This window comes from Pseudomonas sp. KCJK9016 (genome assembly GCF_046231795.1).
Taxonomy (GTDB): Bacteria; Pseudomonadota; Gammaproteobacteria; order Pseudomonadales; family Pseudomonadaceae; genus Aquipseudomonas; species Aquipseudomonas bananamidigenes.
Map to the genome: position 1 here is coordinate 44,063 of NZ_JBJJMM010000034.1, position 13,281 is coordinate 57,343.

Sequence of the window (13,281 nt, forward strand, 5' to 3'; positions counted from 1 at the left end):
ACATGATTCAGCCACTGTCCCATCACTTGTTGACGATGGCCTATCAGAACGCCTGGGCCAATCATCGACTGGCCAAGGCCTGGCTGCAGCTCGACGAAGCGCAGCTGGCGGCGCCCAGAGTGAGTTTTTTCCCGAGCATCCGCCTGACTCTCAACCACATCCTCACCTGTGACTGGTTCTACGTCGATGCGCTGGAACGCGAGTTGCGTGGTGACGAACCGCATCCCGATTGCTACGTGTTCTTCAGCGCAGACGAACCCTTCACCGAGGCCCAGGCCTTGCGCCACGAACAGGCCCATGTCGACCGTCGCTTGATCGCCTATTGCGAACAACTGCGCGATACCGATCTGGGGCGCATCGTCACCATCGCCCGGGACACGCCGCAGCACGACAGCCGTCTGCGGATGATCTCGCACCTGTTCGAACATCAGATCCACCACCGTGGCCAGGTCCACGCCATGCTCAGCGGTACGCCGGTGAAACCACCGCAACTGGATGAGTTTTTCTGTGCCGGTGAATCCGGGCTGCGGGCCGAGGATTTCGCGGAACTGGGCTGGACGGAAGAATTGATCTGGGGCCACTGAGACGGTCGGGTTGTGGTCGCAGGTTGCCTCGCGCTAAGGTCGGTGAGCCTTTCAGTGCGTATGAAACGCACCGGGGCCCGTGCGATCGAGGATGGAAATGGATTCCGCAGAGATTCTTGTGCTTCAAGCCAGCTATACCAACCCGCTGCATGCCGAGGCCATCGGTGTGGTGCTCAATCATTACGCCGAAGACCCGATGGGTGGCGGTCATTCCATTGCCCCCGAACTGTTGCAGCAACTGCCCGCAGAGCTGGCCAAGCGGCCTCACGCCTTCAGCGTCCTGGCCTTTGTCGGCGGGGAGCCGGCGGGGCTGGTGAATTGCTTCGAGGGTTTTTCGACCTTCGCCTGCAAACCACTGGTCAACGTGCACGACGTGTCGGTGGTGACAAAGTTTCGAGGATTGGGACTGAGTCAGAAAATGCTGCGCAAGGTCGAGGAAATCGCCCGTCAGCGCGGCTGCTGCAAGATCACCCTGGAAGTGCTCGAAGGTAATGCCGTCGCTCAGGGCTCCTACACCAAATTCGGCTTTGCGCCGGGCATGTTCGACCCCAATCACGGGCGCATGCTGTTCTGGATCAAGGAACTGCAGGCATAAAAAAGGCGCCCCGAAGGGCGCCCAACTGTCATCTGCGAAGCCAGAGCGGAGCCATCGCAGGTCCATCGGTAAACCTTGTTACATCACGGACGGTAATGCTCGGTGACCTGTGCGGTCTGGTCGTCCGGAACGCGGAGTTCGTTGGCTTTGGTGTCAGCCTGTTGGCTTTGCGCGGTGTGGACCGGGAAGTTCTCCCAGTGATAACGCATCCGCTCGGCGCCGCCCTCGGCGAAAGCGCTGGCGGAAGCCAAGGTGATCAGACCGGCAAGCAGTGCAGTTGTGGTTTTCATGGTTGTCTCCTACGAAAAAATGTCGGAGCCGTTCGTCCATGAATCAGTGCTTCGGCGCGCAGTGTCCGGCGAGGGCATTAACCCGAGGTTAACGTGCGTCCCATGCAGGTTTTACTGAATATTTCCGAGGCGGCGGAGGCGTGCTGCACGCACCGATGATGCGTGCAGGTCGCGGGAAAGGCGTCAGAGTTTCCAGTCAAGGCTCAGCGTCACAGTGCGTGGATCACCCCAGTACACGCCGTTGTAAAAGCCGACGTTGTCGAAATACTTTTTGTCGAACAGATTGTCGACGTTCAGCGATGCCGACAGATGTCTGTCGAATTCATAGCGCGACATCAGCTTGACCACGGTGTAGGCCCCCTGGCTGATCCGCGCCCGTTCGGTGATGAGCCGGCCATCGGCGCCACGCCCGACCGGCCGGTTCGAACTGCCATAGACATCGCTCTGCCAGTTCACCGCGCCGCCCACCGTCAGTGCGTGCCAGTCGCCCGGCAGGCGATACGCGGTGGACAATCGCAACAGGTTCAGCGGCTGGTTGGTGTTGGCGCGGTGTTTTTCGCCGTTGACCGCGTGGGTGTAGGTGTAGCCGGCGGTCATGTTCCAGCCGTCGAGGATTTCGCCCGAGACTTCGGCTTCGAAACCGTTGACCTTGTTGCCCTTGCCACCGGACTTGTAGAACTCTTCACCGGTCACAGGGTCCGGCGGCACCGAATCGTCCAGTTCGGCCACGTTGTCCTGTTTGCTCCAGAACACCGCCGTGGCCAGGTTCAGGCGCTCGTCGAGCAGGCTGCCCTTGAGACCCACTTCATAGTTACTGCCGACCACCGGCTCGATGAATTTGCGATTGGCGTCGCGGTATTCCTGAGGATTGAAAATATCGGTGTAGCTGACATACACGGTGTATTCGGGCGTCAGGTCATAGAGCAGGCCGGCGTAAGGGGTCCACATGTCATTGTGTTGCTGGCTGCTGGCATCGATACCGTTGACTTGCAGGTTGTCATCGAACGAAGTGGAGGAGGTCGAAGACTTCCAGCTGCCGTAGCGGCTGCCCAGTACCGCGTGCAGGTCATCGGTGAGGCTCAGGCGCGTGGCCAGGTAACCGGCTTTCTGCCGGGTGCTGGAGGTGGAGCCGGTCAGGCCGGTGACGGTGTCGGGGAATTTCGTGATGTCGCCCATGTATTTCCAGTCACGAATGGTTTCGTAACCCGGCGGCACCGCACCTGCGATCGTGTAGGGGCTGCGTTCGCTACGCTCGGACTCCCCATACCCGAACATCATCTCGTGCTCGCGACCGAACAAGGCATAGGGGCCGGAGACATTGACGTCATACACCTTCATTTTCTGCGTGCCGATCATGTGCGAGGCATAGGCTGTCATTCCGCTGCGATTATCGGCAGGGAACCCCGCACCACCGTAGTAGACCTTGCCGTCGGTATCGCTCTGGCGATGGGTATAGGCCGCTTTCAGATGCCAGCCCCCGGCCAGTGCCTGGTCGAGGCTGGCGAAGGCGGTCTTGTCCTTGATCGGCCAGGAGCTCCAGGACGTCGCCATGTTGGTCGAACGACCCAGACCGGCCTTGCCGCCGTCGGCATTCCAGTAGGGTACGGTCCCCCAGGAACTGCCTTGAACCTGCTTGTCCTGATAGTCATAGCCGACCGCAACCACCGTCGATTCCGTCAGATCGGCCTCGAGAATGCCGTAACCGACTTCCCGTTGCAGTGCGTATTTCTCACGAAACGACTGGCTGTCGCGATAGGCCAGCACGCTGCGCCCACGCACGCGGCCATCGAAGGCGAGCGGGCCGCCCACGTCCACGTAGCTGTAGTAATCGTCGTAACTGCCGCCGCTGACCCCGGCCAGTGCCTGCAATTGTGCGGTAGGGCGCTTGCGCACCATGTTGATGGTCGCCGAAGGATCACCGGCACCGGTGGTCAGGCCGGCGGCGCCGCGTACGACTTCGATGCGGTCGTAGATGATCGTGTCGGAGTCGGACTTCATTCGGCTGAAGGTGTTGAGCATCCCGTCGATCTGGAAGTTGTTGATCGGGTAGCCCCGTGACGAGTAGCTGACCCGGTCCGAATCGTTGTGTTGCACCACCACGCCGGTAGTCTGGCTCATGGCTTCGGACAAAGTACCGAGCTTGAAATCATCCATTTGCTGACGGGTAACCACGGATACCGATTGCGGGGTTTCCTTGATCGACAGGTTCAACCGCGTCGCCGTGCTCATGGCGCCCGTGGTGTACGACCCCGTGTCTTGCGTGGTGGAACCCAGGCCTTCGGCCGTGACGCTGGTGGACGCCAGCTCCAGTGTCGCAGGCGTCTGCGGCTGTTTTTCGACGTCGGTTTCAGCCAGCAGATCGGGGCTCAATGCAGCACTGCACAGGCCCAGGGAGAGGGTCATGGAACGAGTGATGGGCGCGAACATCGCAGCCGACTCCTTGTCTTCGAGGGAAAATTTCCTTTGGTTCAAAGACGAAGGGGGAGAGGGCGATTTAGTGACAAACGAGAAATATTGTCATTTCTGGGTGTTGCGAAGGCATGAAAAAGGGCCGTTTCCGGCCCTTTCCAGGTTACTGCTTGACCACTTCCTTCACGACGCTCTCGGGCTTTTTCGGCTTCATCAGGCTGAAGTCGATCAAGGCATGCTGTTCACGTTCGTAGGGGTTGCCGATCAACAGGGGGCGTTGCTTGAAACTGGCGCTGACGATGCTTTTGCTGCGGTCCAGTTCATCGAAACTCAGACCGGCCATATCCGCCCAGGTGTGGATCAAGTGAGCACTGCTGTAAGGCCGGCTCAGGTCGGCAGCGAAGCTCCAGTCGTGGTTTTCGCGCCACTTCGGCGAGGCCCAGGCCATGAACGGAATGGTGTACATCGGTGCAGTCGGTTTGTTTTCGTTACGACCCAGGTTGGTGTGGCCCGCCGAATCGAACACGTCTTCACCGTGATCGGAGAGGTACAGCAGGAAGCCGTTCGGATCGGACTTGGCGTAGTCCTTGATCAGGCTCGACACCACGAAATCGTTGTACAACACCGCGTTGTCGTAGCTGTTGTAGGTCGGTACCTGATCGTCACGCACGCCGGCCGGGACGCCATCGCGGTCCTGGAACTTGTCGAAGCTCGGCGGATAACGGTACTGGTAGCTCATGTGGGTGCCGAGCAGATGCACGACGATCAGCTTGCGCGGGGCCGGATCGGTCAGGGCCTTGTTGAACGGCTCGATCACGTCGCCGTCGTACTGCGCGGCGTTCTGATTGCGGTTGTTGTTCAGGTACACCTGCTCGTCGGCCTGTTCGGAAAAGGTCGTGAGCATGGTGTTGCGCTTGGTCATGGTCTGCTGGTTGGTGATCCAGAAGGTCTTGTAGCCGGCCTGTTTCATCATGCTGACCAGCGATGGCGTGGACAGGTACAGATCAGGATTTTCTTCGTCGGCGAAGGTCAACACCTGCTGCAGCGCTTCGATGGTGTACGGACGCGGGGTGACGACGTTATCGAAGACCGACAGTTGATCCTTGAGCTTGTCCAGCTCCGGTGTGGTCTTGCGCTGGTAGCCGTAGAGGCTCATGCGCTGACGGTTGGTGGACTCGCCGATCACCAGCACCAGGGTCGCCGGCTGGTTGGCACCGGCATCCTTGAGGTTATGCAGCGGCGGGATCTTGCTTGCGCTGTGCAGCATGCCCTGCATTTCGCCCAGGGTTTCGAGGTAGCGGTGGTAGGCCACGGCCATCTGCCACGGCACGGCCGGCTCGATGCGGGTCTCGAATTTCTCGAAACCGCCGGCGAAGCTGCCGGTGCGCTGGGTCTGCTTGATCAGCGGATAACCGACCACCGCGATCAGAATCGCCATGGCCGCCACGAAGGCCTGGCCGCGAGGCAGGTAGACCGGACGCAGGCGGGTCCACAGGAAGTACGCGAACGCGGTATGAGCGAGAAACGCCGGGATCATCCACCAGGCAAAGTACTGGGTGATGTACTCGCCGGCTTCCGACACGTTCGACTCGAACATGATGAAGATGACGCTCTGGGAGAACTCCTGCTGATAAATGAAGAAGTAGCCCAGGCTGGCCATCGAGCAGGCCCACAGCACCACGCCGATCACGGCGGCGAGCATGCGGGTGCGCTTGGGGAACAACAGCATCGGCGCCAGCCACACGGCACTCATCACGAAGGCCTGACGGAAACCGGTGAAGCCCGAGGTGCCGGTCAGCTGGATCAGCAGTTGAGTGATACCGGAGAAGTACCAGAAGAACACGAACAGCCAGATTAAACCGGCCCAGTCAAAACCTGCCGCAGCAGACTTGCTGCGTTTGAACAATGCCATTCAGCACTCCAACTCAATCACCATTGCCACCGTCGGGGCACTTCATGAAACGAGCGCATGAAAACCGACGAACGGAAGCCGCGCACGGACGCGCGCGGCAGAATGGGGCGGAGTATCAACAAGCGAGTGTGAAAACTTCGTGAGTTGCCGCAAGTGGCAAAAGGCGAATCATGCGGGAACGGCAAGGCAGCCGTTCCCGGGGCAGGCGGGCAATCAGGCGTGCGGCGAACGCTGGACGCGCGGCAGAGGCTTTGGCTCGACGCCTTGGGTCATCAGACGCAGTTGCGCCAACTCTTGTTTGAGCTGGTCGCGTTCATCCTGCAGCTGGCGCAGTTCATCGCGGCGGATCGTGACGTACAGGGTTTGTGGCGGCATTGCTGTGTGTACTGTGCCCATTGCTCACCTCGCAAATGGCGTGTCTCAACTGCAGGTCAAGCCCCGGTTTCGGGTCCTTGATCTGCTATCGGCGCCGATTCTGGTTTCTTTTGCTCGTGAATGGAACTTTTTTATTTTTCATGGTCGTTGTGTCTTCGCCACGTTTCCCGACGTTATCAGTCTGGATCGGGCACAATACCCGGAAACTTCACACCGGCGCTCTGGACTAATCTCCATGAGCGCGTTGGGCTATAACCTTTGACACACTTTTATTTGCAGTAAGGAGCATCAGCACATGCAACTCGGGATTATTGGACTGGGCCGCATGGGCGGCAATATTGCGCGGCGTCTGATGCTCAACGGTCACACCACCGTTGTTTACGACCGCAATACCGCCTTTGTCGACACCCTGGCCGCCGAGGGCGCTACCGGCGTCGCCGACCTGCCTGCGCTGGTCGCGGGCCTGGCCAAGCCGCGTGCCGTTTGGGTCATGCTGCCGGCCGGCGCACCGACCGAAGACACCATTGAAACCCTGAGCACTCTGCTTGAAGCGGGCGACACCATCATTGATGGTGGCAACACCAACTACAAGGACGACATCCGCCGGGCCAGGACCCTGGCCGAGAAGGGCCTGCACTACATCGATGTCGGCACCTCCGGCGGCGTCTGGGGCCTGGAGCGCGGCTACTGCATGATGATCGGCGGCGATGCCGAGACCGTTAAGCGTCTGGATCCTCTGTTCGCCGCTCTGGCCCCGGGCATGGGCGACATCCCGCGCACCAGGGACCGCAAGTCCGATGATCACCGCGCCGAACACGGCTACATCCATGCAGGTCCTGCCGGTGCCGGTCACTTTGTGAAGATGATCCACAACGGGATCGAGTACGGCATGATGGCGGCCTTCGCCGAAGGCTTCGACATCCTCAAGACCAAGTCCAGCGAGCTGTTGCCCGAAGATCAGCGTTTCGACCTGAACGTGGCCGACATCGCCGAAGTCTGGCGTCGCGGCAGCGTGGTGTCGTCGTGGCTGCTCGACCTGACCGCGGATGCCCTGGCGGTCGACCCGAAACTCGACGGTTTCTCCGGCTCCGTGGCCGACAGCGGAGAAGGCCAATGGACCATCGAAGCGGCCATGGAACAAAAGGTGCCGGTGCCGGTGCTGTCCAACTCGCTGTTCTCGCGCTACCGCTCCCGTGGCCAGGGCACGTTCGGCGACAAGATTCTCTCGGCCCAGCGCTTCGGCTTCGGCGGCCATGTGGAGACACCGAAGAAATGACCCATACGATCCGCAGAAAATCCAAGGCAGAACCCGCACCACCGACCACGCTGTTTCTGTTCGGTGCCCACGGCGACCTGGTCAAGCGCTTGCTGATGCCGGCGCTGTACAACCTTAGTCGCGACGGCTTGCTTGACGACAATCTGCGGATCGTGGGCGTTGACCACAACGCCATCACGGATGAAGCCTTCGCGCAAAAGCTCGAAGACTTCATCCGCACCGAAGTGGCGGCGAAGGTCGGCAAGGGCGATCAGATGCTTGATCCGGCCTTGTGGGCCAAGCTCGCCAAAGGTATCAGCTATGTTCAGGGCGATTTCCTGGACGACAGCACTTATTCCGCGCTGGCGGCGAAAATCGCCGACAGCGGCACCGGCAATGCGGTGTTCTATCTGGCCACCGCGCCGCGTTTCTTCAGCGAAGTGGTGCGCCGTCTCGGCAGCGCCCGGTTGCTTGAAGAAACGCCGCAAGCCTTCAGAAGAGTGGTGATCGAAAAACCGTTCGGTTCCGACCTGAAAACCGCCGAAGCGTTGAACGCCTGCCTGCTCAAGGTCATGTCGGAAAAGCAGATCTACCGGATCGATCATTATCTGGGCAAGGAAACCGTGCAGAACATCCTGGTCAGCCGGTTCTCCAACAGCCTGTTCGAGGCGTTCTGGAACAACCACTACATTGACCACGTGCAGATCACCGCCGCCGAAACCGTCGGCGTCGAAACCCGTGGCAGTTTCTACGAACACACCGGCGCCCTGCGGGACATGGTGCCCAATCACCTGTTTCAGTTGCTGGCCATGGTGGCGATGGAGCCGCCGGCCGCGTTCGGCGCCGATGCGGTGCGGGGTGAGAAGGCCAAGGTGGTCGGTGCGATCCGGCCGTGGACCACTGAAGAAGCGCGGGCCAACTCGGTGCGTGGTCAGTACGGCGCCGGGGAAATCGACGGCAAGCCGCTGGCCGGCTATCGCGAAGAGGCCAACGTGTCGCCCGACAGCACCACCGAAACCTACGTGGCGCTCAAGGTGATGATCGACAACTGGCGCTGGGTCGGCGTGCCGTTCTACCTGCGCACCGGCAAGCGCATGAGCGTGCGCGACACCGAGATTGTCATCTGTTTCAAACCGGCGCCGTATGCGCAGTTCCGCGATACCGAAGTCGACGAATTGCAGCCGACCTATCTGCGTATCCAGATCCAGCCCAACGAAGGCATGTGGTTCGACCTGCTGGCCAAACGGCCCGGGCCGGCGCTGAACATGGCCAACATCGAGCTGGGTTTCGCCTACAAGGATTTCTTTGAAATGCAGCCGTCCACCGGCTACGAAACGCTGATCTATGATTGCCTGACCGGCGACCAGACGCTGTTCCAGCGTGCCGACAATATCGAGAATGGCTGGCGCGCGGTGCAGCCGTTCCTCGATGCCTGGCAACAGGATGCGAGCGTACAGCGTTATGCCGCCGGCGAAGACGGGCCGAAGGCCGCCGATGATCTGCTGACTCGCGATGGTCGCGTCTGGCATGGTCTCGGATGAGTGAGCCGATCCGTTTTGTCTTGAGCGACATGGACGGCACGTTGTTGCTGCCCGATCACAGCCTGAGTCAGCGCACCATCGATGCCGTTCGTGCGTTACGCGAATCGGGCGTGCTGTTCAGCCTCGCCACCGGGCGCCCGCCCAAAGCCATGTTGCAACAGATCGAAGCCCTGGGCGTCGATCTGCCGACCGCCGCGTTCAACGGCGGCACGATCGTCAACCCGGACGGCAGCATTCTGGTCGCTCACTACCTGCCCGCCACGGCGGCGCTGACGGCACTGGCGCTGTTCGTCGATCAGCCGGAGGTCGAAATTTGGGTGTTCAGTGGCGGCGACTGGCTGCTCAAGGACCCTCACGGGCCGATGGTCCCGCGTGAACAGCATGGCCTGGGTTATCCGCCGGTGGTGGTGGACAGCTTTGAGCCGTACCTGGAGCGTATCGACAAGATCGTCGCCACCAGCCACAACACCGAACTGTTGATCGAACTGGAGGCGCGCTTGCTGCCGAAGGTCAATGGAATGGCACAGGTGTCGCGCTCGCAGCCGGTGTATCTCGATGTGACGGCGCTGGAAGCCAACAAGGGCACTGCACTGACGACGCTGGCCGAGCATCTGGGCGTGCCACTGGCGCAGACGGCAGCGATTGGCGACGGCGGCAATGACCCGGCGATGTTTCAAGTCGCCGGGCTGTCGATCGCCATGGGTCAGGCAGAAGATGCCGTGAAGCGTCAGGCCGACTTGGTGACCGGGCCGAACACCGAGGACGGTGTGGCACATGCCATTGACCGATACATTTTGCCGCGTTGATCGACCCATGAAAAAACGGGAGCCCCAGGGCTCCCGTTGTTGTTTCTACAGCCAGTTACTCACGGCATACCAGCCCAGCAAGCCCATCACGAGAGTGTAGGGCAGCGCCATCCATACCATTCGCCCGTAGGACAACCGCACCAGCGGCGCAATCGCGGAGGTCAGCAGAAACAGAAACGCAGCCTGACCATTGGGCGTCGCCACACTTGGCAGGTTGGTGCCGGTGTTGATGGCGATAGCCAGTGTCTCGAAGTGTTCACGGCTCATGTGTCCGGACAGGAACGCCTGCTTCACTTCGGTGATGTAGATCGTCGCGACGAACACGTTGTCACTGATCGCCGACAGCAGGCCATTGGCGATGAACAGCATTCCCGGTTGTTGCTCGGCGGGCAATGCCAGCACCCACCGGATCAATGGCGCGAACAACTGTTGATCATGGATCACCGCCACCACGGCGAAGAACACCACGAGCAACGCGGTGAACGGCATGGCGTCCTTGAACGCATTGCCGAGGCGATGCTCGTCGGTGATACCGGTCAACGCGGTGATCAGGACGATGACCATCAGGCCGATCAGGCCCACTTCAGCGATATGGAAGGCCAGCCCGGCGATCAGGATCAATGCGGCACCGGCCTGTACCAGCAGCGCAGCACGCTGGCGTGGTGTGCGTTCGGCGTTGTCCTCGGCCGCGTAATTGGCGAGCACGGCGCGCACATTGTCCGGCAGCAGAGTGCCGTAGCCGAACCAGCGCAGTTTCTCCAGCAACAGGCAGGTCAGCAGGCCGGCTACCAGTACCGGCAGGGAGACCGGTGCAACCTTGAGGAAGAACTCGGCGAAGTGCCAACCCATCTCATGACCGATCAGCAGGTTCTGCGGTTCGCCGACCAGCGTGCAGACGCCGCCCAGCGCAGTCCCGACAGCGCCATGCATCAGCAGGCTGCGCAGGAAGGCACGGAACTGCTCCAGATCCTTGTGATGCAGCTTCGGCAACTGCTGATCGTCGCTGAATTCGCTGTCCTGGCGCGGATCGTTGCCCGAGGCGACACGGTGATAGACCGAATAGAAACCGACGGCGGCGCTGATGATCACGGCAGTCACGGTCAGCGCGTCGAGAAAGGCCGACAAAAACGCCGACAAAAAGCAGAACATCAGCGCCAGCAGCATTTTCGAACGCACGCCCAGCAGCAGGCGCGAGAACAGGAACAGCAGCAGGTCTTTCATGAAGTAGATGCCGGCGACCATGAACATCAGCAGCAGGATCACCGGAAAGTTGTGCTGTAACTCTTCGTACAGCGCCTGGGGCGTGGTCATCTTCAACAACAGCGCTTCGATCAGCAACAAGCCGCCGGGCATCAGCGGATAGCACTTGAGCGCCATGGCCAGGGTGAAAATGAATTCGATCACCAACAGCCAGCCGGCAGCGACAGGACCTGCCGACCACAGCACCACCGCGTTGAGAATCAGGAACCCGACGATGCACGCCTTGTACCAGCGGGGCGAATGCCCGAGAAAGTTGTGCGCGAACGCCTGGACCATTGAACCGGACATCGGTTGCTCCTTGCTTTAAGAAGCGCGCAAGGTGCCGCAAGCGTTGAGCAAGATCAAGTGTGGGAAGTTTCTGATCATGGGTTCAGATAGCGCGCCACCACGGCGCGGTAGTTGCCGTCCAGCGAATAGCCGCCGACCAGAATGCCTCCTTCCGGTTGCAGTGCCAGGGACGTCGCGGTATCGAGACTGCGGCCCAGCCGCGTGCGCAGCCAGCCATGGCCGGTGCCAAAGCTGTTATCGAGCCGGCCGTCAGCCAGATACCGGGCAACGATGAAGTCCGCTTCGACGCCTCCGATGGTGGCGCCGGCAGCGATGATCCGACCGTCCGGCATGGGTTGTGCGGCGCTCCACTGGCAACCGCTGGGGCCGATGTCCAGCAGGCTGGGTTGACCGTTGTTGCAGCGCAGTTCGGGGCGACCGTTATGACGGACTGTCAGGGCCATGCAGCGAATAGGGTCCCGGCTGCTGCCGTAACAATGCAGGTGCTGGCCCGATTCAATGACCCGGGTCGCCAGGGCGCTGTGTCCCTGAGCCTTGAACGAGAGGAAACCGTCCACCGCAAACCGGTCATCGAGCTGCCCGTCCGGCAGGTATCGGGCGAGCAGCCCTTGCTGGGGAAAATCGATTGCGCCCGCCACCACGATTCGCCCGTCTGCCTGCAGCGACAAGCCGCCGAGCCAGGTATTGAGCAGCAAGTGCCGGACCATCACAAATCCGCGGCCATTGAAGGATTCGTCCAGATTGCCGTCGGGCTTGACGCGGATCAGCATGCCGACATGGTCGGCCAGTGAGCAGTGATGATTGGCAATGAGCAGAATGTGTCCATCGTTCTGGACCGCAAAATCACAGGCTTCTGCTCCCGGAACACCTGGCGGCAGCCACGTATCGCGGGTCCCCAGGGACAGATCGCCGGGCAGGCGCACGATCTTGACGCCGTTATCACCGAAGTCTGCCGAGGGCCGGCCATGCTCATCGAACAGTGCCAGGGCGGGAAAGGTATGGTGTTCGGATTCGTAATGCAGGCCTGCCAGCAGAATTCGCCCGTCGGGCAAGACCTGGACCTTACTGCCTGTGGCTTCGAAGCCGATGGCGAACCAGCCGATCACACTGCCTTGAAAGCCGAAGCCCAGATCCGCCGAGCCGTCTTCGAGCAATCGGGCCAGGCCGAATCGATAGCCCAGGGGGGTACCGACTTTGGCTGCTACCAGAATGCGTCCCTGCGGATCGAGAGCCACGTGCTGAGTCAGACTGCAGAGGCTGCCGGCAAAATAAACCTGAGTCACACCATTGCTGGCAAACGCCTTGTCGAGTTGCCCGGCGTTGTTCCTGAATGTCGGCAGCGCAATAGCGGTGTGAGTTGACATGCATGCTTCTCCTTGCGCGTCGACCCGGATCCGTGAGAGCGGTCGGTGACGGCATGGCGAAACATTCAATCCCTGAACAGTCGCAAGTACAACTGACAGAACTAACAGGTGGAGGGTCGCACTGTGCCAGAACAGTGACTTTTTGAACCAGTCGCAAGCCTGACAAGCATTCAGGCGCGAAAGTATTGAAGAGCGTTATACAAAAAAGCTGAAGTTAATAAGGATTTGGCAACTAACGGAAGAGGGCGGATGACTTGAAAGTCATCCGCATGGCCCTCGAATCAATGTGGCATCGACCAGGACTGCAGGGTGTAACCCTCATCGCTCAGTTCGGCGCGGGCCTGTTGCAACAAGTGCTCGAGTTGGGCCGGGTCGGAATAGGCGCTGCTTGGAATGCGGGTGCGGCCAATCTGCGAGTTGGTGCGGTCGATGACGGTCAGGCTCAGTTCGCCATTGCCGTCTTGTGGGGCCCAGGCAACGCATTGGAAAGGTTCAAATGCGCGGTTGGCAATCAAAAGAGCTTCGTTGATACGGAGCGGGGCGGTCATGGGTTCTTCCCATCTCTTATACACATCTCCGAGCCCACGACACGGACTCCTATC

At 60.5% G+C, this 13,281-nt stretch carries 12 protein-coding genes; 5 read left to right on the plus strand and 7 right to left on the minus strand.

Going from position 1 to position 13,281, the window contains the following annotated elements; translation table 11 throughout:
• The first annotated feature begins 2 nt into the window (after positions 1 to 2).
• Together ACK6BI_RS24970 and ACK6BI_RS24975 are read left to right on the plus strand one after the other, a co-directional pair.
• A complete protein-coding gene (locus tag ACK6BI_RS24970) occupies positions 3 to 584 on the plus strand; it encodes a DinB family protein (protein ID WP_409319171.1) in 582 nt (193 codons plus the stop codon).
• Positions 585 to 681: 97 nt separating this feature from the next.
• On the plus strand, positions 682 to 1,179 hold the full coding sequence (locus tag ACK6BI_RS24975; RefSeq protein WP_409319172.1) for a GNAT family N-acetyltransferase: 498 nt from the start codon (positions 682 to 684) through the stop codon (positions 1,177 to 1,179).
• A gap of 83 nt (positions 1,180 to 1,262) precedes the next feature.
• Here the strand turns inward: ACK6BI_RS24975 and ACK6BI_RS24980 are convergent, their stop codons facing one another.
• The 4 genes from ACK6BI_RS24980 to ACK6BI_RS24995 form a co-directional block, all read right to left on the minus strand.
• Complete coding sequence (locus tag ACK6BI_RS24980) at positions 1,263 to 1,469, minus strand: hypothetical protein (RefSeq protein WP_305833042.1); 207 nt, start codon at positions 1,467 to 1,469, stop codon at positions 1,263 to 1,265.
• 183 nt (positions 1,470 to 1,652) lie between these two features.
• Entirely contained in the window at positions 1,653 to 3,896 is a 2,244-nt protein-coding gene (locus tag ACK6BI_RS24985; RefSeq protein WP_409319173.1) for a TonB-dependent siderophore receptor, read from the minus strand.
• Positions 3,897 to 4,041: 145 nt separating this feature from the next.
• Entirely contained in the window at positions 4,042 to 5,790 is a 1,749-nt protein-coding gene (locus tag ACK6BI_RS24990; RefSeq protein WP_409319174.1) for a phosphoethanolamine transferase CptA, read from the minus strand.
• Positions 5,791 to 6,003: 213 nt separating this feature from the next.
• Positions 6,004 to 6,186 carry a DUF6026 family protein gene (locus ACK6BI_RS24995; protein ID WP_409319175.1) on the minus strand — a complete coding sequence of 61 codons (183 nt, stop codon included), beginning with the start codon at positions 6,184 to 6,186 and terminating at the stop codon, positions 6,004 to 6,006.
• Between the two features lie 274 nt (positions 6,187 to 6,460).
• On the opposite strand from ACK6BI_RS24995, the gene gnd reads away from it, so the two are divergent.
• From gnd to ACK6BI_RS25010, 3 genes are read left to right on the plus strand one after another with little or no spacing between them, the layout of a single operon-like run.
• Positions 6,461 to 7,441, plus strand: a complete 981-nt coding sequence (gene gnd, locus ACK6BI_RS25000) for a phosphogluconate dehydrogenase (NAD(+)-dependent, decarboxylating) (protein ID WP_409319176.1) — start codon at positions 6,461 to 6,463, stop codon at positions 7,439 to 7,441.
• A complete protein-coding gene (zwf, locus tag ACK6BI_RS25005) occupies positions 7,438 to 8,961 on the plus strand; it encodes a glucose-6-phosphate dehydrogenase (protein ID WP_409319177.1) in 1,524 nt (507 codons plus the stop codon). Before gnd ends, zwf begins: the two co-directional genes overlap by 4 nt.
• Positions 8,958 to 9,767 (plus strand): HAD family hydrolase, encoded by an 810-nt coding sequence (locus ACK6BI_RS25010; protein ID WP_409319178.1) that lies wholly within the window; start codon positions 8,958 to 8,960, stop codon positions 9,765 to 9,767. Before zwf ends, ACK6BI_RS25010 begins: the two co-directional genes overlap by 4 nt.
• Before the next feature lie 45 nt (positions 9,768 to 9,812).
• On the opposite strand, the gene nhaB is transcribed toward ACK6BI_RS25010, so the two are convergent.
• The 3 genes from nhaB to ACK6BI_RS25025 form a co-directional block, all read right to left on the minus strand.
• Entirely contained in the window at positions 9,813 to 11,315 is a 1,503-nt protein-coding gene (gene nhaB, locus ACK6BI_RS25015; protein WP_409319179.1) for a sodium/proton antiporter NhaB, read from the minus strand.
• Between the two features lie 74 nt (positions 11,316 to 11,389).
• Positions 11,390 to 12,679, minus strand: coding sequence for a hypothetical protein (locus ACK6BI_RS25020; RefSeq protein ID WP_409319180.1), 1,290 nt, complete (start codon positions 12,677 to 12,679; stop codon positions 11,390 to 11,392).
• Positions 12,680 to 12,960: 281 nt separating this feature from the next.
• Positions 12,961 to 13,227, minus strand: a complete 267-nt coding sequence (locus ACK6BI_RS25025) for a hypothetical protein (protein WP_409319181.1) — start codon at positions 13,225 to 13,227, stop codon at positions 12,961 to 12,963.
• Positions 13,228 to 13,281 lie beyond the last annotated feature (54 nt).